The organism is Streptomyces olivochromogenes (assembly GCF_001514115.1).
GTDB classification, from domain to species: domain Bacteria; phylum Actinomycetota; class Actinomycetes; order Streptomycetales; family Streptomycetaceae; genus Streptomyces; species Streptomyces olivochromogenes.
Genome location: NZ_KQ948464.1, coordinates 190,280 through 208,185 on the forward strand (window position 1 = coordinate 190,280; position 17,906 = coordinate 208,185).

At 68.6% G+C, this 17,906-nt stretch carries 17 protein-coding genes and 2 pseudogenes; 10 read left to right on the forward strand and 9 right to left on the reverse strand.

Annotation, left to right across the window (positions count from 1 at the left end):
* Positions 1 to 109 precede the first annotated feature (109 nt).
* On the reverse strand, positions 110 to 2,983 hold the full coding sequence (locus AQJ27_RS32500) for a PKD domain-containing protein (protein WP_067376267.1): 2,874 nt from the start codon (positions 2,981 to 2,983) through the stop codon (positions 110 to 112).
* A gap of 560 nt (positions 2,984 to 3,543) precedes the next feature.
* Here AQJ27_RS32500 and AQJ27_RS32505 point away from each other — a divergent pair.
* From AQJ27_RS32505 to AQJ27_RS32525, 5 genes are all read left to right on the forward strand, one after another.
* On the forward strand, positions 3,544 to 5,184 hold the full coding sequence (locus AQJ27_RS32505; protein ID WP_067376268.1) for a penicillin-binding transpeptidase domain-containing protein: 1,641 nt from the start codon (positions 3,544 to 3,546) through the stop codon (positions 5,182 to 5,184).
* A gap of 97 nt (positions 5,185 to 5,281) precedes the next feature.
* On the forward strand, positions 5,282 to 6,952 hold the full coding sequence (locus AQJ27_RS32510) for a penicillin-binding transpeptidase domain-containing protein (RefSeq protein WP_067376269.1): 1,671 nt from the start codon (positions 5,282 to 5,284) through the stop codon (positions 6,950 to 6,952).
* Positions 6,953 to 7,134: 182 nt separating this feature from the next.
* Entirely contained in the window at positions 7,135 to 7,641 is a 507-nt protein-coding gene (locus tag AQJ27_RS32515; protein ID WP_067376271.1) for a YbaK/EbsC family protein, read from the forward strand.
* A complete protein-coding gene (locus AQJ27_RS32520; RefSeq protein WP_067376272.1) occupies positions 7,638 to 8,474 on the forward strand; it encodes a DMT family transporter in 837 nt (278 codons plus the stop codon). Before AQJ27_RS32515 ends, AQJ27_RS32520 begins: the two co-directional genes overlap by 4 nt.
* A 74-nt stretch (positions 8,475 to 8,548) precedes the next feature.
* Positions 8,549 to 9,058 carry an Imm21 family immunity protein gene (locus AQJ27_RS32525; protein ID WP_067376273.1) on the forward strand — a complete coding sequence of 170 codons (510 nt, stop codon included), beginning with the start codon at positions 8,549 to 8,551 and terminating at the stop codon, positions 9,056 to 9,058.
* A gap of 16 nt (positions 9,059 to 9,074) precedes the next feature.
* Here AQJ27_RS32525 and AQJ27_RS58950 read toward each other — a convergent pair.
* A pseudogene (locus tag AQJ27_RS58950) lies at positions 9,075 to 9,227 on the reverse strand (IS5 family transposase); the annotation flags it as partial.
* A 30-nt stretch (positions 9,228 to 9,257) separates the two neighbouring features.
* Positions 9,258 to 9,941 carry a maleylpyruvate isomerase family mycothiol-dependent enzyme gene (locus AQJ27_RS32535; RefSeq protein WP_067376543.1) on the reverse strand — a complete coding sequence of 228 codons (684 nt, stop codon included), beginning with the start codon at positions 9,939 to 9,941 and terminating at the stop codon, positions 9,258 to 9,260.
* Between the two features lie 126 nt (positions 9,942 to 10,067).
* On the opposite strand from AQJ27_RS32535, the pseudogene AQJ27_RS58955 reads away from it, so the two are divergent.
* Positions 10,068 to 10,208, forward strand: a pseudogene (locus AQJ27_RS58955) (EamA family transporter); the annotation flags it as partial.
* 63 nt (positions 10,209 to 10,271) lie between these two features.
* Here the strand turns inward: AQJ27_RS58955 and AQJ27_RS57970 are convergent.
* Positions 10,272 to 10,517: a maleylpyruvate isomerase N-terminal domain-containing protein gene (locus AQJ27_RS57970; RefSeq protein WP_201264377.1), complete on the reverse strand. Its 246-nt coding sequence runs from the start codon at positions 10,515 to 10,517 to the stop codon at positions 10,272 to 10,274.
* Between the two features lie 318 nt (positions 10,518 to 10,835).
* Here AQJ27_RS57970 and AQJ27_RS32550 point away from each other — a divergent pair, with 318 nt between their 5' ends.
* Entirely contained in the window at positions 10,836 to 11,504 is a 669-nt protein-coding gene (locus AQJ27_RS32550; RefSeq protein ID WP_159064440.1) for a nitric oxide synthase oxygenase, read from the forward strand.
* Positions 11,505 to 11,680: 176 nt separating this feature from the next.
* Here the strand turns inward: AQJ27_RS32550 and AQJ27_RS54935 are convergent, their stop codons facing one another.
* Positions 11,681 to 12,487: a hypothetical protein gene (locus AQJ27_RS54935; RefSeq protein ID WP_067376283.1), complete on the reverse strand. Its 807-nt coding sequence runs from the start codon at positions 12,485 to 12,487 to the stop codon at positions 11,681 to 11,683.
* 349 nt (positions 12,488 to 12,836) lie between these two features.
* Here AQJ27_RS54935 and AQJ27_RS32560 point away from each other — a divergent pair, with 349 nt between their 5' ends.
* Together AQJ27_RS32560 and AQJ27_RS56570 are read left to right on the forward strand one after the other, a co-directional pair.
* Positions 12,837 to 13,436 carry a hypothetical protein gene (locus AQJ27_RS32560; RefSeq protein WP_067376286.1) on the forward strand — a complete coding sequence of 200 codons (600 nt, stop codon included), beginning with the start codon at positions 12,837 to 12,839 and terminating at the stop codon, positions 13,434 to 13,436.
* A 208-nt stretch (positions 13,437 to 13,644) separates the two neighbouring features.
* Positions 13,645 to 13,866, forward strand: a complete 222-nt coding sequence (locus tag AQJ27_RS56570; RefSeq protein WP_159064441.1) for a hypothetical protein — start codon at positions 13,645 to 13,647, stop codon at positions 13,864 to 13,866.
* A gap of 232 nt (positions 13,867 to 14,098) precedes the next feature.
* Here the strand turns inward: AQJ27_RS56570 and AQJ27_RS32570 are convergent, their stop codons facing one another.
* The 4 genes from AQJ27_RS32570 to AQJ27_RS32585 all read right to left on the reverse strand — a co-directional run bounded on the left by AQJ27_RS32570 (position 14,099) and on the right by AQJ27_RS32585 (position 16,657).
* The gene (locus AQJ27_RS32570; RefSeq protein WP_067376293.1) at positions 14,099 to 14,353 is read right to left on the reverse strand and encodes a hypothetical protein; all 255 of its coding nucleotides are present in this window, start codon (positions 14,351 to 14,353) and stop codon (positions 14,099 to 14,101) included.
* Complete coding sequence (locus AQJ27_RS32575; protein WP_067376296.1) at positions 14,350 to 15,336, reverse strand: hypothetical protein; 987 nt, start codon at positions 15,334 to 15,336, stop codon at positions 14,350 to 14,352. The genes AQJ27_RS32570 and AQJ27_RS32575 overlap by 4 nt, the downstream gene beginning before the upstream one ends.
* A 97-nt stretch (positions 15,337 to 15,433) precedes the next feature.
* Complete coding sequence (locus AQJ27_RS32580) at positions 15,434 to 16,162, reverse strand: hypothetical protein (protein WP_235613664.1); 729 nt, start codon at positions 16,160 to 16,162, stop codon at positions 15,434 to 15,436.
* 138 nt (positions 16,163 to 16,300) lie between these two features.
* Positions 16,301 to 16,657, reverse strand: a complete 357-nt coding sequence (locus tag AQJ27_RS32585; RefSeq protein WP_067376306.1) for an SsgA family sporulation/cell division regulator — start codon at positions 16,655 to 16,657, stop codon at positions 16,301 to 16,303.
* Between the two features lie 204 nt (positions 16,658 to 16,861).
* Here AQJ27_RS32585 and AQJ27_RS32590 point away from each other — a divergent pair, with 204 nt between their 5' ends.
* Positions 16,862 to 17,905, forward strand: a complete 1,044-nt coding sequence (locus tag AQJ27_RS32590) for an energy-coupling factor ABC transporter permease (protein WP_067376309.1) — start codon at positions 16,862 to 16,864, stop codon at positions 17,903 to 17,905.
* The last annotated feature ends 1 nt before the right edge of the window (position 17,906 follow it).

Sequence of the window (17,906 nt, forward strand, 5' to 3'; positions counted from 1 at the left end):
CCCGGCCTGGTCTTCGCCCCCTTGTGGGCGCGGGCGGACGACGGCGACGACGCCGCGGCGGAGAGCCGCGCTGTCGTCGCCGTCGTCGTTGTCGGTGGTCGTCGGGCGGTCAGCCCGCCGGGTGGGTGGCGTAGTCGCCGAGGAGGTCGGCGTAGATGTCGACGGAGGTGGAGCCGGCGTTGTACAGGTCGATCTCGCCGTCGGTGCCGACCTTGACCAGCGCGCGGTTGGCCACGGTGTGTTTGGCCGTGAAGTCGACCGAGTGCACGCCGGGGCGGGAGGTGCCGTCGGCGTAGGCGATGAGGTAGCCGGTGCCGGACGGCGCGGGCACCGTGAGGTTGAGGTCCACGGCGCTCACCCCGCTCGCCGGGACCCCGTGCGCACCGATGACCTTGAGCTTCAGCGTGGCGTGGGCACCGAGCCTGGCGATCTTTCCGCTTCCGGCGCCGGTGTGGGTGTTGAGGATCCGCACCGGGGTGACCGGCTGGAACTGCGAACCGCTCGCGATGGGGCCGTACCAGCCGACGAGGTCCGCGATCAGGTTCGCCGACGACCTGCTGGTGTTGCGCAGGACGACCTTGCCGTCCACCAGCGGGAGCACGATCTGGGCGGAGGCGGTCTGCCCGGTGGTCCAGTACGGGCCCGTCACGCTGGAGCCGGAGTTGCCGTGGGTGGAGACGGTGAGGCTGCCGGACGCCTTGGTGGTGGTCGCCCCGACGTTGAGGACCACGGCGCTCGCCCCGGTCGGGACGCCGTGGGTGCCGGCGGCCGTCAGCGTGACCGAGTGGCCGCCGGCGACCGGTCCGGTGACGCCGCCGGTGCCGCCCCGGGTGTCGAGCAGCCGGACGGGCGTGGCCGGGCGATAGGTATCGGCGAACTGGCCGTGCGATTGAAGTCCGACGGTGGCCACGTTGACGGTCACCGCGCCGGAGCTGCCGTTGTAGATGTCGACCGAACCGGTCGGGGTGACCTTGACGGTCGCCTCGTTGCGGGCGCTCCGGCCGGGCTCGAAGTCGATGCTGGAGGTGCCCGGGCGGGTGGTTCCGTGGGTGTAGAGGGTCAGAGAGCCGCTCGCCTTGGCCTCGCTGGTGACGATCTGCAGCTCAGCCGCGTCCACGCCGTCGGAGTCGGCGCGCACGGTGGCCGCCGAGAGCTTCAGGACGCCGTGCGCGGCGATCGTCTTCTCGGTGTCGAACTCCGGGGTCATGGCCACGAAGGCGTCCGCGGCGTGGAAGGTCGCCTTGGCGGTGGTGGTCCGGCCGAGCTGGTCCGTCTGCGTCAGTGTGGCGGTGTACGCGCCGGGGGCGGGGTACTGGTGCGGCACCTCCTGCGCGCCGTTGGCCAGGTTCTGCTGGCTGCCGTCGCCGAACGTCAGGGACCGGTACGCGATCTCCCACACGTCCGCCGGTTCCGGAACGGTGAACCGCGCGTACCCCGCGTTGACCTGCCCGTCGCTCGTGGTGTCCGCAACGCCGGACAGCGACGCGGCGGGCGGTGTGGCCGTAGCCGCCAGGACCGGGACGTACTGCCCTGTCCGGCTCAACCCGTCGGTATCAGTCACCGTGATGCTCGGGGTGTACCTGCCCGGCGTGGTGTAGCTGTGGGTGACCGGGGCGCCCGCAGCGCCGGTGACCGGGGCACCGCCGTCGCCGAAGTCGACCGAGTACGTGAATGCCTCGCCCCACGAACTGGTGGCGCCATCGGTCCTCAGCGAGGTGACCAACGGTGCGAGCCCGCTCGTCGACGACGGCGTGTCGCCGACCCGGAAGTAGATGGTGTCCTGCCGCTCGATGGCGCCCCGGTCGGGGCGGCTGCTCGCGCTGGTGCCGGTGTCGGCGACGAGCGGGTCGTCGACGCGCGAGGCGCCGTTGATGTCGGTGGAGAGCTCGCCGGGCGCGTCCGCGTCGGCCGAGTCGATGAGGGCGGAGTGTTCGTTCGGTGCCGTCAGGGACAGCATGTTGAGTCCGTCGATGTCGTGCGCACCCTGCCCGGTCGCGTCCCGCAGTGCCGCGGTGGTGGGGTAAGGGCTGTCGGCCCAGGAGTACTCGGGGCGCGGCCGGGTGCCGCCGGGTGCACCGTTCGCCGCCACGTTGTAGTCGGCGGTGACCTGGGCCGCCGAGTCGGCCGACACCGTGTAGAGCGGAGCGGTGGGTGCCGGGCACGTGTCGCTCTGCCGCGCCGTCGTGGAGGCGACCACGTTGTTCTCCACCACCCCGGAGCTCCCGCCGTCCAGCGAGATTCCGGTGGCGCAGGGCGCGATGACGGTATTGCTCGTCACGTTCGCGCCGGACGTCCCCGTCACCGCGATCCCGCCGAGCCGCGGGGTGGTCACCACGTTGGTCGTCGCGGTGACCCGCGCCGCTCCTTGCTCCACCCGTACGCCGTAGGCGTATCCGTCGCCGATCCAGTTCCGCGACACGGTCACGTCCGAGGACGCGCCGTCCACAGTCACCGCGGTCCCTGCGCCAGGGGCCCGCACCGCGGGGCGGGGAAACGACAGCCGGTCGAGATCGACGCCTTCGGAGCCCGTCACCGCCACCCCGTCTCCGCCGCGGTACCAGACCCCCAGGTATTCGACCCGTACGTCGTGCACCGCTTTGAGCGTCAGCGCCGGCGCGGAGCCGGTGGACGCGAGCTCCGCCCATGAGCCGCCCGCGCTGACGGGCGCCCCAGTGAACGTGATCGGGGCGTCCTTGGTGCCCGACCTGGTCAAGGTCACCGACTCCGAGTACGTCTGATCGTCCACCGACTCGATCCGAACCGTCTGCCCCGGTTCCACCACGTCCGCCGCCGCCTGCACCGTGCAGAAGGGCGCGCTCTGTGAGCCCGCGCCCGTGTCGCTGCACGCCACGTCGTGGTTCACGTACAGCGTCCCGGCCGAACCCGGGTCCGCCGTCGCCCTGCCGGTACCCGCGCCGCTCATCACCCCCGCCACGATGAGCACGGCCACGGACACCCCGACAGCGGGGCGAGGTCTATGCATGAGGTCTCCACGAAGCGTTCGCGGTGAGGGCGGTGAGCCCCGGGGCGGCGTGCTGGGGTGCTGTGCTGAGGTGCAGCGTTGGGGTGCGGTGCTGAGGTGCAGTGCCGAGTCGTCGACCGACGTCGACCGACCGACCGAGCGCGTGACGAGAATGCCGGTTGAGGGTGAACGGTCCCTGGAGGTCCACCAGTTGGCCGTCGCGGTCGTTCACTCCAGCGCTGACACGCAGCCGTCATCGTGTCAGCCCCCTTCTCAAGAAACGGCCATGATCCACCCTTGCCTTGCCCAAGACCGTTCCGTCCAGGGCGCGTTGGGGCGAATCGTTCATCCCGGTCACAGCGGGCCGGTCCCCGTGACCCGGCTCTCCGGCCACGAGTAGATCGCACCGGTCCGTCCTGGTCATTGACCCGCGTTCACGGATGCGACCGGACGCCCGGTCTAACGATTCGGAGAATCTCCGCCCCATCCACCACTCCTCCCGCATACAGTGCCCTGCAGACCGGCTTTTCTGAACGCGTTCAGAAGTTCGGGGGAGGGGTCCACGGGGAGGGTTTCGCGCAATGCGCAAGGGGGCAAAGGCTGCCGTCATCGGCAGTGTGTTCGCCGTGATGGTGGGGGGTGCCGGATACGGCGCCTTCAATGTGATGTCGGCGCTCGACGGGAGCGGGGGCGGGGGCTCGGGGAGCGGCGGACCCGCGGCCGTGAAGACCGGGCCACCGAGCAGCGCGGAGGTCAAGGAGACCTCGACGAAGTTCTTCGCCGCCTGGGAGCAGGGGGACGCCGCCAAGGCCGCCGCGTACACCAACTTCGCCCAGAAGGCGCAGGAGTTGCTGGCCGGTTACCGCGACGACGCACACCTCACCGGCGTGAAGATCACCCCGGGGGCGGCCACGGGAGCCACCGTGCCGTTCTCCGTCAGGGCGACGGTGTCGTTCGAGGGGAAGTCCAAGCCGTTCGCGTACGACTCCCGGCTGACCGTCGTACGCGGTGAGACCACCGGGAAGGCGCTGGTCGACTGGAAGGCGTCCGTCGTGCATCCCGAGCTGCAGGAGGGGGACACGCTGGTCACGGGCGAGTCGGCGAGCCCGCCCATCGAGGCCGTGGACCGGAACAACGTTGTCCTGACGAAGGAGAAGTACCCCTCGCTGGGCCCGATCCTGGACGCGCTGCGCGAGAAGTACGGCGACACGGCGGGCGGTACGGCCGGAGTCGAGCTGGCGATCCATCACGCGACCGAGGGCGCGGGGGACACCGCTCTGGTGACCCTCGCCAAGGGCAAGGCCGGCAAGCTGCGCACCACCCTCAGCGCGAGCGTGCAGGCCGCGGCGGAGAAGGCGGTCGCCCAGTACGCCGAGTCGTCCGTGGTGGCCGTGCAGCCGAGCAGCGGTGAGGTGCTGGCGGTCGCCAACCACCGTGCGGACGGCTTCAACGCGGCCTTCCAGGGCACCCTGGCCCCCGGCTCCACCATGAAGATCATCACCGCGGCGATGCTCATCGACAACGGCGTGACCACCATGAACGGCCCGGCGCCCTGCACGGAGACCGCGACCTGGCAGAGCCAGACCTTCCACAACCTCACCAACCTCGCGCCGAACGAGAAGGCGAGCCTCGCCAACAGCTTCATGCGGTCCTGCAACACGGCCTTCGTGAAACTGATCGACGAGAAGCCGCTCACGGACGAGTCCCTGACGACCGAGGCACAGACGCGCTTCGGCCTCGGCCAGAACAACTGGAAGACCGGCATCCCCTCCTTCGACGGCAGCGTCCCCGCCTCCAGCGGCCCGGACCGCGCCGCGAACGCGATCGGCCAGGGCCAGGTCCAGATGAGCCCGCTGAACATGGCGTCGGTCACGGCGACGGCGATGACGGGCACCTTCCGGCAGCCGGTCATCGTCTCGCGCAAGCTCGACGACCGGGAACTGGCGACGGCGAAGGGCCTGCCCAGCAGTACGTCCGCGCAGCTGCGCGCGATGATGAACCTCACCGCGACCAGCGGCACCGCCGCCCAGGTGATGGCGGGACTCGGCGGCAACATCGGTGCCAAGACCGGCTCCGCAGAGGTCGACGCCCAGTCCAAGTCGAACAGCTGGTTCACCGGCTATCGGAACGACATCGCGGCCGCCGCGATGACCCAGGGAGGCGGTCACGGGGTGGACGCGGCCGGTCCGATCGTCGCAGCTGTGCTACGAACGGGCGGCTGAAGTCACCCTTGACAGGGCGGGACCCTAGGGTGGGGGCTCTCGTTGAGGAGCATGAGGGTGCCGGGGGACTTGGGGAACAGGCGGAGGATCGAGAACTGTGGGGAACAGAAGGCGCGTCGCCGAGCGGCGAAAGACGAAGCCCGCCGTGGTCGGCGGGCTGATCGCGGTGGTCGTCGGCGGCGGGGCGTTCGGCGCCTACAGCCTGTACGGCGGCGGGGCGTCGGCCGAGGACCGTACGTCGGGGACCGCCGCCCACAAGGCCGTGAAGACCGGTCCGCCGTCGGCGGCCGAGGTCACGGCGCTGTCCACGCGGTTCCTGACCGCCTGGCAGAGCGGTGACGTCGCGAAGGCGGCCGCGGCCACCGACGACTCGGCGGCCGCGACGACCTTGCTGACCGGCTACGGCAAGGACGCCCACATCAGCGGCGTCAAGGTCACGCCGGGCACGGCGTCCGGGTCCTCCGTCCCCTTCTCCGTCAAGGCCACCGTCACGTACAAGGGCAAGAGCAAGCCCCTGGCGTACGACTCGAAGCTGACCGTCGTGCGGCGCGCCAAGGACGGTGCGGCGCTGGTCGGCTGGCAGGCGTCGGTCGTACACCCCGACCTCCAGGACGGCGACCGCCTGGTCACCGGTCCTGCGGGCACTCCCCCGGTCACCGCCCTCGACCGCGACGGCGGCGAGATCACCACGGCCAAGTACCCCTCGCTTGGCACGGTGTTGGACGGGCTGCGCGAGAAGTACGGAAAGATCGCCGGCGGCAAGGCGGGCATCGAACTGCGCGTGGTCCGCAAGGCCGCCACCAAGGGCACCCAGAAAACCCCCGACAAGACCCTGGTGACCCTCAGCGAGGGCACCCCGGGGACCGTGAAGACCACGCTCAGCCCGACCCTCCAGGCCGACGCCGAGCAGCAGGTCGCCAAGAAGGACCGGGCGTCCGTGGTCCTGATGCGCCCCTCGACGGGCGAGATCCTCGCGGTCGCCAACACCAGCCACGGCTTCAACACAGCCTTCCAGGGCTCGCTGGCCCCCGGCTCCACCATGAAGGTCATCACGTCGTCGCTGCTCATCGACAAGGGGCTCGCCTCGGCGGACAAGCAGCACCCGTGCCCGAAGTACGTGACGTACGGCGGCTGGAAGTTCCAGAACGACGACAAGTTCGAGATCAAGGGCGGCACGTTCAAGGCGAGCTTCGCGCGCTCCTGCAACACCGCTTTCATCAGCCAGGCCAAGAAGCTGTCGAACTCCGACCTGACGAACCAGGCGCAGCAGTACTTCGGCCTGTCCATGAACAACTGGGCCATCGGCGTCCCGTCCTTCGACGGCTCGGTCCCGGTCCAGTCGGCGGCCCAGATGGCGGCCTCGCTGATCGGCCAGGGCGGGGTCCGCATGAACCCGCTGAACATGGCCTCGGTCGCCTCCACGGTCAAGACGGGCGCCTTCCACCAGCCGTACCTGGTGTCTCCGGCGGTCGACAACCGCAAGCTGGCGACGGCCTCCCGCACCCTCTCCGCCACCACCCTCGCCCAGCTCCGCGAACTCATGCAGTACACGGCGTCGTCCGGCACCGCCGCCGAGGCGATGTCCGGCCTCGGCCCCGACTACGGCGCGAAGACCGGCTCCGCGGAGGTCGACGGCCAGAAGAAGCCCAACGGCTGGTTCACCGCGTGGAAGGGCGACCTCGCCGCGGCGGGCGTCGTCCAACAGGGCGGCCACGGCGGCGACACGGCGGGCCCGATCGTGGCGGCCCTCCTGAAGGCGGGAAGCTAGCCGGGCGGGCGACTGGGACCTGTCCGGGCGGGGGGCCAAGGCCTGTCCGGGCGGGGGGCCAAGGCCTGTCCGGGTGGGGAGCCAGGCTTGTCCGGGCAGGGAACGGGTCGGCCCAGGGAGCGATGTCGGTCGAGCCGGAACTCGCTCGCGTGCCTCCTACACCGACCGATAGCGTGCCGCCCATGACGACCGACGCCGCCGAAGAGTCCGGAGCCCACCCCCGTTTCGCCGAGGCCCTGAGGGAGCTGAGCCTCGCTGATCTCCTGCCGCGCATCCGCCGCTTCCCGGACGCGACCCGTACCGCCGAGGAGGCCGCCGCCGCGATCGGCTGCGAGTTGAGCCAGATCTGCAAGTCGCTGATCTTCGCCGCGGACGGGGTACCCGTGCTCGTACTCATGGACGGGGCGTCGCTGGTCGATCTGGAGCTCGTGCGGCGGGAGCTCGGGGCCGGGAAGGTGACGCGGGCCAGGGTCGAGCTCGTACGGGAGACGACCGGGTACGCGATCGGCGGGGTGCCGCCCTTCGGCCACCGTACGAGGACGCGCGTGCTCGCGGACCGTTCGCTGCTCGACCACGACGTGGTGTGGGCCGCGGCCGGCACCCCGTACACCGTGTTCCCCATGGACCCCAAGACGCTGGTCGCGCATGCGGGCGGCACGCTGGTGGACGTGCGCGAGCAGCACCTGTGACCCCGCTGGTCACCGCGGCGGTGCTGCTCGCCGCGGTCACCCACGCCTGTTGGAACGCGATCGCGCACCGCATCACCGACAAGCTCGTCGGGTTCACGCTGATCGCGGGCGGCGGGGTGCTGATCGGGGTGGCGCTGATGCCGTTCGTGGCGGTGCCGGCGGCCGGGGCGTGGCCGTATCTGCTCGTGTCGGCCGCGATCCACGTCCTGTACTACGTCCTGCTGATGCGCTCCTTCCGGCTGGGCGACTTCGGGCAGGCGTATCCGATCGCCCGCGGGACGGCCCCGCTGGTCGTCACCGTGCTGGCGGCCGTGTTCGCGCACGAGGTGCCGAACGCGTGGGCGGCGGCGGGGATCGCCGTGTCGTGCACGGGGCTGACGGGGGTCGCGCTGTGGGGGATGCGCGGGCGGCATCCCAACTGGGCCGCCATCGGCGCGGCGTTGGCCACCGGGGTGTCGATCGCCGCGTACACCGTCGTGGACGGACTCGGCGTACGCGCCTCAGGTTCCTCGCTCGGGTACATCGCCTGGCTGATGGCGGTGCAGGGGGTCGTGATCCCGGCGTACGCCGCCTATCGTCTGCGCTCCCGGCTCGTCCCCGTCCTACGGCCCTTCGCCGCCCTGGGGCTGCTCGGCTCGGTGCTGTCCGTGGCGGCGTACGCGCTGGTGCTGTGGGCACAGACGCGCGCGGAGCTGGCCCCCATCTCCGCCCTGCGCGAGTCCTCAGTCAACTGCCGTTCATGCGGCAATAACTTTGCTGGCGAGGGGGGCCGGAGAAGCGACTCCGTACGCCCCGGCCTCGTCCCGCGCCACGAAAGAGCTTTTGTTCCATAAGTTCTATCTGGTCTCGCAACGGAAGCCTGAGCTGTGCCAACGAGGCTGTCAGTAGTGCCCTGTAGCGTCGCGGCATGGTGCGATACGGAGATCCGGGGGCCATTGACTGGATCGAGTCCGGTGGTGGGCCTCTGATCGTCATTCCCGAGGAGTCGCTGTCTGCGTGGAGGGGAGCTGACGGGGAGGACTGGAAGGACTACGACAGGGCGTGTGCTGTCGACGGCCATGTGGGCCTGATTGCCGTGGGGCAGTCGCATGCCCTGGTGCTTGGCTTCGATCCCGCCTCTACGGCGTTTCTGCCGAACCCGGGTGCCTTCGTGCGCTGGATTGCTGCGGACTCGGAAGAGGAACTTCTCGACAGCGTCGAAGGGGCTCTCGCGTCCGTCGTCTGGGAGGAGACGGTGACGTGGGACGTACCGGGCCCCGTGGTGCTGCTGGACTCAGCCTGTCCGGGGGGCGGGGTGCATGAGGACGAACGCTTGCGGGTCGAGATGGCGGCGGGACGTTATCGGGTGCAAGCCGCGGAGGTGACGCCCGCACCGCGCACCACTCTTTGCCTAGTCCAGTTCGTTCCAGTGACATGATGAGCGACGGGACGGTTCAGGTGCCGCGCCAGTTCTGCGTCAACTCGCTGGTGAGCCTTCGGCTTATCAGGTCGATCATTGCCAGCTTGATCACGGCTTCGGAGCGGTGTGGGCGGGTTTCGTAGTCGCGGGCGAGGCGGCGGTGGTGCATGAGCCGGCCGAAGGTCCGCCGTTTCGCTGGCGTCAGTTGGCGACGTTCTCAACCCAGCGTGAGCCAACGGATGCCCAGGCGGCTGATGTCCGATGCTTCCTCCCTGGTGATCGGCTCGCGCCCCGTCGCCGTGCGCAAAAAGCGAAGCTGACCCCATCCCAGCTTCTCCAGTGCCGCTGCCCCGTCCGGTCCGAGCAGAAGACCCTGCACCAAATCTGCGGCATCGGAAGTCAGCCACGGCTCGCGCCCCAGGGCGTCGGCCAGGTCCAGGCCGTGCACGGCGACCTCAACCACGCGCGTCAGCAGGAACTCCGACAGGAGCATCGGATCGCCGTGCCGGGTGCGCACCACACGCCCTTCGGGCTCGGCTTGGCACAGTCGGTCCACCTGTTGCCAAGTGGCGTTGAAGTCGTCGGCGAGTGCGGCACCGCTGAGCTGTTCGGCCGCATGATCTTGGGCCAGAGCAATACGAGCCGCGTTGGTGCCCGGAGCGAAACGGTCGTCGGGCCGGTAATACTCCACTGCCGAGACCTCGGCACAGCTCGGCGCCGGCGCGGCCAGCATGCCCGGCAGCCAGGCAATCACCACCCGGACATGAGCCAGCAATTCGCTCACGTTCCACGGTGCACACCGCGTCGGCAGACCCCACTCGGCCGCGGAAACCCCAGTCATCGCCTGCCCGAGCTGCCCCGTCTCAAGACGAAACGCTTCGACTACCCGCCCCTGATCCATGCCGATCAAGCTACCCAACCGGAACTGGTGCAGCAGCAGATCTCAAACGCGCTCCGTGCCCTCGGTACGGTCGAGGTCGCGTCTGGCGCACGTCTGGGTTGGTCGCTCCTAGGCGTGCGCTGGTTGATCGCGCGCAGCTACGGGAGCTCGATCATCGTCGGCGCGGCGATCGGGGCGGTGTTCTTCAAGGAGCGGTTCGGGGCGCCGCGGATCGCGGCGGCGGGGCTGCTGGTGGTGGGGATCGGTCTGATGCTGCACGCGGGCTGATACCGCGCGCGAGGACGCCGCACACGAGGTGATGGCGACGCCCTACGCGAGGTGGACCGACCGTCAGTGAGCCACCGGGGTCACCGCGGTGTACGTGCGGCGCAGGAAGCGGATCAGAACCTTCGAGTCGAACTGGACCATGCCCGGCAGCCAGGCAATCACCACCCGGACATGAGCCGGCAAGTCGCTCACTTTCCACGGTGCACACCGCGTCGGCAGACCCCACTCGGCCACCGAGACCCCAGCTATCGCCCGCGCGAGCTGCCCCGCCTCAAGACGAAACGCTTCAACTACCCGCCCCTGATCCATGCCGATCAAGCTGCCCAACCAGAATTGGCGCAGCAGCAGATCTCGAACGCGCTCCGTGTCATCGGCACGGTCGAGGTCGCATCTGGCGCGCGTCGGGGTTGGTCACTCCTGGCCTCGGGCTTTCATGTGGGCTGGCATCCGAGAGGTGATCGAAAACGCGAGAAGCGCTCCTGACCTGCAACGATAGGGCTTGTCGAAGGTCCTGTCGGTTGCGAGGAAGGAAGCACTTCCCAGGTGAAGGTGCGACACGATGTCGCGTGTATTGAGTGGGCGCTCTTGTGGAACGTCAGGCATTTCCCCCACCGGAACGGTCCTCCAGTGCCCCCTCGCGGGCCCTTGCCTCGCGTCGGCCGGCGGACCAGAGAGATAGAGGCCGAGCTCGACGCGACGGGTACTTACCGGCAGAGCTCTGAGGAGCTCTGTCTTGGCGCCCGGATCGCCTGGCGCAACAACCCGCAGTGCATCGGCAAGTTCTACTGGAAGGGACTGGAGACCCGGGACTGCCGCGACGTCGGTGCCGACGGCGGTGATGAGAGCGCCCTGTTCGAGGCTCTTGTGGACCATCTCCGGCTCGCCTGGAACGGCGGCAAGGTACGCATGCTCCTGAGCGTTTTCGCCCCGACTAGGCCCGATCGGCCCGGACCCAGGGTCTGGAACGGCCAGCTCATCCGCTACGCCGGATACCGGCAGCACGACGGGTCCGTCGTGGGCGACCCCGAGACGGTGGATCTCACCGAGGCCGTGCTGCGGCTCGGCTGGCGCGGTCGGGGCACCGAGTACGACGTACTGCCCCTGGTCATCCAGTGGCCGGGACGCGAACCCCGATTATTCGACCTGCCGCCAGACGCTGTCCCCGAGGTCCGCATCAGCCACCCCGACTACCCGTGGTTCGAACGACTCGGACTGCGCTGGCACGCCTTTCCTACCATCTCCAACCAGGTGCTTGAACTGGGCGGCCTGCGCTACCCCCTGGCACCGTTGCACTGACCCTCATCACGCTGCCCGCCTGGACCTTCACCGCCGCAGGCTTCTCCTGCTACCTGCTGACGCTCTGCGCCACCCTGCTGATCCTGCTGTGGCGCCGGTCGGGCCCGTCCGGCCTTGGTACGCCCCCGCCCTGAACGTGAGCGGCTCCCCGCACGTCCTCGGACAGGGGCCACCGCTCACCGCCAGGTGCTCCCGGCCGCCAGCAGCCGCGCCGGGCCCTCGACCCGCGCCAGTTGCCAATCACGCGGACGGGCCCGGCCTTGCGGATCCGTATCCCGGATCCGCAACCAGTCCCCACCGCTTCTCAGCTCGGGCCGCAGCTGGGTCCCGACGCGATGCGGCAGGGTGGAGCGGACGATCTCCCACCGGTCGCCGTGTACCCGGCCGATCGACACCTCACAGTCCAACAGCGCGGCCGCCTCAGCGCGGCGACTGCAACCGCCGACCTGATCGACGAGCGGGACCACGGGCGAGGGGAGCGGCACAGGCCGGTCCCGGGCGTAGCCGAACCAGGAGCCCACCCGGACCAGCATCCCCGCACAGCCCTCCAGCCGATCCTCGAGCACGGCGGCTGCCGGACTGCCCTGCTCTATGAGTTCCCAGTGCTCCACATAGTCCTCGTGCAGGCCCGCCTCAACCAACACGCCGTCCGCCCAGTGCAGGGTGCCCGCGTCGGGAAGCAGCGCCGACGGGTGGAGATCGATCCGACGGACCCAGGTGAAGACGTCGCCGTCCTCATGCAAAGTGCCGGCGAACGCCTTCTGCCCGCACAGCGCCAGCAACTGCGGTCGGTCCAAGTCCATCAGCAACGCTCTTCCGACTACATCGTCGAGAGCGGGCGGCTGCCGCAGGTCCCCGAACAGCGAGGGACCTTGGACCCACGTGGTGATGGTGACGCAGTCCGTCGAGCCGTCCGCTTCGCGAGCGAGCGTGCGCTGCCAGACGCCGTGCAGATCCGCGACAGCGGGGTGGGACCTGGACATCAGTACTCCGTGCCTCGGGTCCTGAAGGAGAGGATGGTGGCCGACCGGGATGACCGCTGGGGGATCACGCTACGGCGGGCCACGCGCCGCGGCCAGTAGGCACACCTGGCCCCGCCGTTTCAATTGAGGACAAGCCAGTTGGCGCCCGGGAAAGCGAAAGTGCCTAAACACGGGGCAAGCCAATCAGACGTTCAGTGAGAACGCCCTCTTAGCGTCAACTGATGGCCCTTAGCGCCTTCTTAGCATTCGTCCCGGAACCCGCCGCGCCCCAGGGGCTTCCTCTCATGTGGCAACAAGTCTGACCTTGAGTCCCGTTCCGGACTCAAGGACGAACGGTGGAAGGTTGCGCATGCTCGACACGAAGCGCGGAGCACTCCTGCTCTGCTCCGCAGTCAGCGCCTCGCTGATGATAGGCGGGATGACACCCGCCAACGCCGACTCCGCGGATGGCGTCGGATCCAGCGACAATGTCGGGGAGTTGATCTCCATACCGGCCGGCGAGAGCACTGCGGCCACGTATGAGCGGGTGACGCACCGCGCGGCAGAGATAAACGCGCGCACGACGGCCGACAAGAAGTGCACGGGCGTCTGGAAGCACAGTGTCGCCAACGTCGACTGGGACCGCACCCCCGCCGGCACTGTCCGCTGGAGCTTCAAGCTGACCGCCAGAGCGCGTGCCAACCTGGGCGTGGCCGTGACCGTCACCATGCCCAATGCCTGGGTGAACAATCACGCCATCAACCCTCCCTACGGGCCACACTCCAAGGTGAGCACGTACGACTTTCACGGCAGCATGAACAAGTACAACCGCAAGGGCAGCAACACGAAGTACACGATCAAGACGAAGGACAAGATCACGTTCTTCTGGCTCATCAAGAGCAACAGCAACCCCAGGGCCGGTGCCACGCGATACATCACGTGCGCGGTGCCCCCCAAGGGTTCGAGCTGAGCCAGGAGGCAGACGGGAATACGCGATGGGAAAAGGTAAACGCAAGGGCACGGGCGGCACCGCCCGGAGGTTCTCTGTCCTGAATGGCCAACACGAGCTGACAATCCGTGGCTTCACCGCGACCGCGGAACGGATCGAGCTCGAATACCACATCACGCCGCCCCTGCCTGAGAGATGGCAGGACAATCCGGATGGATCACTCGATGCGGTGGGGCCGCCGATCTTCTTCTCCGTCGAGGGAGTGGACGATCTCGGACGGGAGTACCTGGACGGTGGAGGCGCGTTCGGTACCGACCCGGACGGCAGGTTCACCGAAGGCTCACTCAGCCTGGAGCCCGGCCCCGCGCCCGCCGCTCGGTCCCTGACACTCACCCTGATGCTGACCTGTGGTGACACGCAGAGTACCCACCAGTTGGAGATGCCTCTCTAGGTTCCGGCGCGGAAGGGCTGGTCGCAGCCTCTCGTTGAGGTTGTGACCAGCCCTTCCGTAGATTGCCTGACTGATTCCTATGTCGTCTGTCAAGCCGCGAGAGCGACGGATGGCGTGACCAAAGAAATGCCCCGGTTCCCCACACGGATGGGGCCGAAGAGCGCTACGCGTCTCGCGCGGCTCCTCGGCCCTGCACGGAAGGATTCCTGGAAGATGATTGATTCCAAGGGGCTCATCGGCGGCCTCGTCGGTCCTCGTAGTTGACGAAGAAGCTCACAACAATGAGCAAGCCGAAAATCCCCACGGCGAAGGTGCCGAGGATCGTCCAGATCCCCTTGCCGTCCAACGCAGCGCGCACCCCACCGGCGAGCCCACCAACGGCAAAGCAGATGCCGAAGACGAGCGTCTGTGAACTTTGGGGTCTCAGCCAGTGCCGCAGGTCCGGGCGGCGGCGCCCGCGCGTGGGCGGGCCTGCGGAGTGCGTCATTGGTACCTCACCTTTCCCGGTTCTGCTGGGGCGTTCACATGGGTGTCGCCCGGGGTCCTGGGCTGGTTGGGCGTGTAGTAGAAGTCGATCCCCGTCGCGATCACGGAGACCGGCACGCTGAATATCTTCTCCCCGAACTTGCCGATCGTGTTGATGAACGTGGGGCGATGATGTTTCCCGCGTACGTCGCTCAGGAGCGCGCCCTTGGCGAGGTGCTTGCTGGCCTCGCCGCCGGCCGCGGAGGGGGAGCCGCCGATTGCGCCCTGTATCGCGCCGTTGAGGTCTCCGTGCAGTGCCGCCTCGCCACCACCCATCCAGGAGCGGTAACTGAGGAATTCAGCGATGGGCTTGATGGTGCCGCTGCCCCACTTCGCGGGCGGCGTGTACTCCACCGAATCCGTCTTCGTCTGCTGCGCCTGTCGGACGTCGGTGCTCGCGTCCTTGAGGGAGCCGTAGTACGTGCTGCCGAACTCGCGCTTGTCCTTGGTGAGTTGCCACAGGCCCCAGGAACAGGTCGAGTCCGCTTCCGCTGCTCGGGCGGTGATCGCATCGATGCGCCGTTGCAGGGCGTCGAAGTCGTCCTGGGTCACCACCGACTCGGGATCCCCGTGCGACATGCGCTGGGGCTGGACGCTACGGCTCAGCGTGCCGTCGGCATGGATCGTGATGCCTGCGGGCGGATTCTCGCAGAGAACCTTCAGGTCGTCCCTGGCCGCCTTGATCTTGTCGTGCGCGGAACTCAGCAGGTTCCCGACGCTCTCCGCTTCGGTGACCGCGTCGGTGAACTCGTCCGACACCCGGACGACGAACGGCTTGGTGACGGAGGCGTTCTCGCCCTTCCACTCGGTGCCCTGGGCCAGCCTGCGCATACTCCCGGCCTCTTTGGCGACTTTGTTCAGCAGGACCGCCATGGCGGCCCAGTCGTCTGCCGCCGACTGCAGCGGTGAGAGATTTACGTGGAAAAGTTCTTCGAAGGTCGGCACCGGCTCCCCCTGTTGGTCCCGGCGTCGCCGCCGGCGTCTTCCAGAGGGTTCCCGGTCCGCTTCGGAATCCCTCCGCCCCACACACACTGACCAGACGTCACATGATGGGACCGTCCGCCTTCGGGACTTGGGGCGCGTCGGAGTCCGAGGTGGGCGGCGGCACGTCGAGGTACTCGGAGATCTTGGAGACCTGCATCTGCGCGGCAATGAAGTGGTCGTCCTGCTTCGACGACTTCACCGAGTAGTCGAGATGGTTGGAGATCTGAGCGCAGGCGTCGACCAGCACCTGAAGCTGCCCCTGCCAGCCCTCTTCGGCCTTGGCCAGTGCGGCGCCCATGTCGAACCCGTCGCTCTCCAGGCTCTTCGCTGCGGCCTCGGTGTGTGACTGCGCATGCTTGCCGGCGCTCGACAAGTGCTGATGCAGCAGGAACGCGGCATGCCCGATCTTCCCCATGTCGTCGTACCTGAGGATCAGGTCCGCGCCATCGGGCGACGACCCGCCGGGATCCATGGGCACGCTGTCCAGCCGCATCGCGGACTTCGCCTTCAGGTCCGCCCACTCCTGATCGAACGACATGCTTTCACGCCCCCGATATCGTTGATCAAGCAAAGCTACCCCTGAAGACGCATCCAAAGATTGCTGGCAGCGATAGGAGGGCGTTAAGGGGAGTGCGGCCAGCCTCAGTGAGCTGTACAGCTCGCCACTCCTGCGTTCCTGTCGGTCGACCCCGGTCTGGTCCTCGTCCTTGGTGTGGGAGATCCGGCAGTAGATCGCTGCGGGCTCGCCCGGGGTGACGGCGGTCTTGGCCAACTTGGATCGGCTCATGACAAACGCCGTATGAGCCGGGTATGCCATCGATCATCGTCGGCGGGGCTGCTGGTGGTGGGGATCGGTCTGATGCTGCACGCGGGCTGATGCCGCACACGAGGTGATGGTGACGCCCTACGCGAGGTGGACCGACCGTCAGTGAGCCACCGGGGTCACCGCGGTGTACGTGCGGCGCAGGAAGCGGATCAGGACCTTCGAGTCGAACTGGACCACCGACACCCCTTGCGCGGAGTGGAACTCCACGACCGCCTGCACCCGGCCGCACGGCCACACGCGTACGTCGCCGGACTCGACCGGACCGCGCAGGCCCCGCTCGAGGAGCTCCCGGGGGAAGGCCCACTCGTGGGGGCCGGGCAGCGTCATGTGAACCTGGCGGGGATCAGCATCGGGGTCGTAGCTGAGGGCCACCGGGACGGCCTGGTGTTCGTCCTCGAAGGAGTCTGCGGTGTCGGTGACGATGTGGGCGCGTGCGTACTGTTCGACGGCGGACATGAACCGACTCCTTGCGCTGCGTTACCTGTGTGGAATATATGAATCCGTCACCTCTCCAATGTCGCACATTTCGGAGATTTCGCCCATGGACTCCCATACCCACCGGGTTCCCGGATCGGCTCCCGCCATGCCTCACCCCCTCGCCACTATTCATGGGCACCTCGCTCTTGCAAGCCGTTCGCAACAAGGCACTATCATCGAACGGTGCATGTGCCTGACGGATTCATCAACGCCCCGGTCTCCGCGGTCACCGGAGTGGTCGCCGCCGGCGCCATCGCCGTGAGCCTGCGGGGCGCCCGCCGCGAACTCGACGAGAAGACCGCGCCGCTCGCCGGCCTGGTCGCCGCCTTCATCTTCGCCGTACAGATGCTGAACTTCCCGGTCGCCGCCGGGACCAGCGGACATCTGCTCGGCGGCGCGCTCGCGGCGATTCTCGTCGGCCCCTTCACCGGGGTCCTCTGTGTCTCCGTGGTCCTGCTGATGCAGGGCATCCTCTTCGCCGACGGCGGCCTGACCGCACTCGGCGTGAACATCACCGACATGGCGATCGTCACGACGGTCGTCTCGTACGCCGTCTTCCGGGGCCTGGTGAAGGTCCTGCCGCGCAAGAAGCGCTCCATCACCGTGGCGGCCTTCGTCTCCGCGCTCCTCTCCGTGCCGGCGGCCGCCGTCGCCTTCACCCTCATCTACGCCCTCGGCGGCACCACCGACGTCCCGATCACCAAGGTCGCCACCGCGATGATCGGCGTGCACGTCCTCATCGGCATCGGCGAGGCCACCATCACCGCTCTCACGGTCGGCGCGGTCATCGCCGTACGACCGGACCTCGTGTACGGGGCCCGCGGTCTGCAGCAGCGGCTGAAGCTGCGCGTCGGCGGCGAACTGGTCGACGCACCCGCGCCCGCCGCCGTCCCCGTGGCCGCCCGGACCTCCCGCCGCAGGGTGTGGGCGGTCGGCCTCGTCACCTCCCTCGTCCTCGCGGGCTTCGTCAGCTTCTACGCCTCCGCGAGCCCCGACGGCCTGGAGAAGGTCGCCAAGGACCAGGGCATCGACCAGAACACCAAGAAGCACCACACCGAGGACTCCCCGCTCGCCGGGTACGGCGTCAAGGACATCTCCGACGCCCGGATCTCCGGCGGCCTCGCGGGCGTGATCGGCGTCGGCGTCACCGTCGTCGCGGGCACGGGGATCTTCTGGGCGGTGCGCAGGCGCCGCACCAGCGACGTCTCCCCCTCGCAGGTGGCCTGAG

Coding starts and splice junctions, on each gene's coding strand:
- AQJ27_RS32515 (WP_067376271.1), top strand. CDS start 7,135: ATGACGACCGACGCCGCCGAAGAGTCCGGAGCCCACCCCCGTTTCGCC.
- AQJ27_RS57970 (WP_201264377.1), bottom strand. CDS start 10,517: ATGGATCAGGGGCGGGTAGTTGAAGCGTTTCGTCTTGAGGCGGGGCAG.
- AQJ27_RS32580 (WP_235613664.1), bottom strand. CDS start 16,162: ATGAGCCGATCCAAGTTGGCCAAGACCGCCGTCACCCCGGGCGAGCCC.
- AQJ27_RS32570 (WP_067376293.1), bottom strand. CDS start 14,353: ATGACGCACTCCGCAGGCCCGCCCACGCGCGGGCGCCGCCGCCCGGAC.
- AQJ27_RS32525 (WP_067376273.1), top strand. CDS start 8,549: ATGGTGCGATACGGAGATCCGGGGGCCATTGACTGGATCGAGTCCGGT.
- AQJ27_RS32585 (WP_067376306.1), bottom strand. CDS start 16,657: ATGTCCGCCGTCGAACAGTACGCACGCGCCCACATCGTCACCGACACC.
- AQJ27_RS32505 (WP_067376268.1), top strand. CDS start 3,544: ATGCGCAAGGGGGCAAAGGCTGCCGTCATCGGCAGTGTGTTCGCCGTG.
- AQJ27_RS54935 (WP_067376283.1), bottom strand. CDS start 12,487: ATGTCCAGGTCCCACCCCGCTGTCGCGGATCTGCACGGCGTCTGGCAG.
- AQJ27_RS32560 (WP_067376286.1), top strand. CDS start 12,837: ATGCTCGACACGAAGCGCGGAGCACTCCTGCTCTGCTCCGCAGTCAGC.
- AQJ27_RS32500 (WP_067376267.1), bottom strand. CDS start 2,983: ATGCATAGACCTCGCCCCGCTGTCGGGGTGTCCGTGGCCGTGCTCATC.
- AQJ27_RS32535 (WP_067376543.1), bottom strand. CDS start 9,941: ATGGATCAGGGGCGGGTAGTCGAAGCGTTTCGTCTTGAGACGGGGCAG.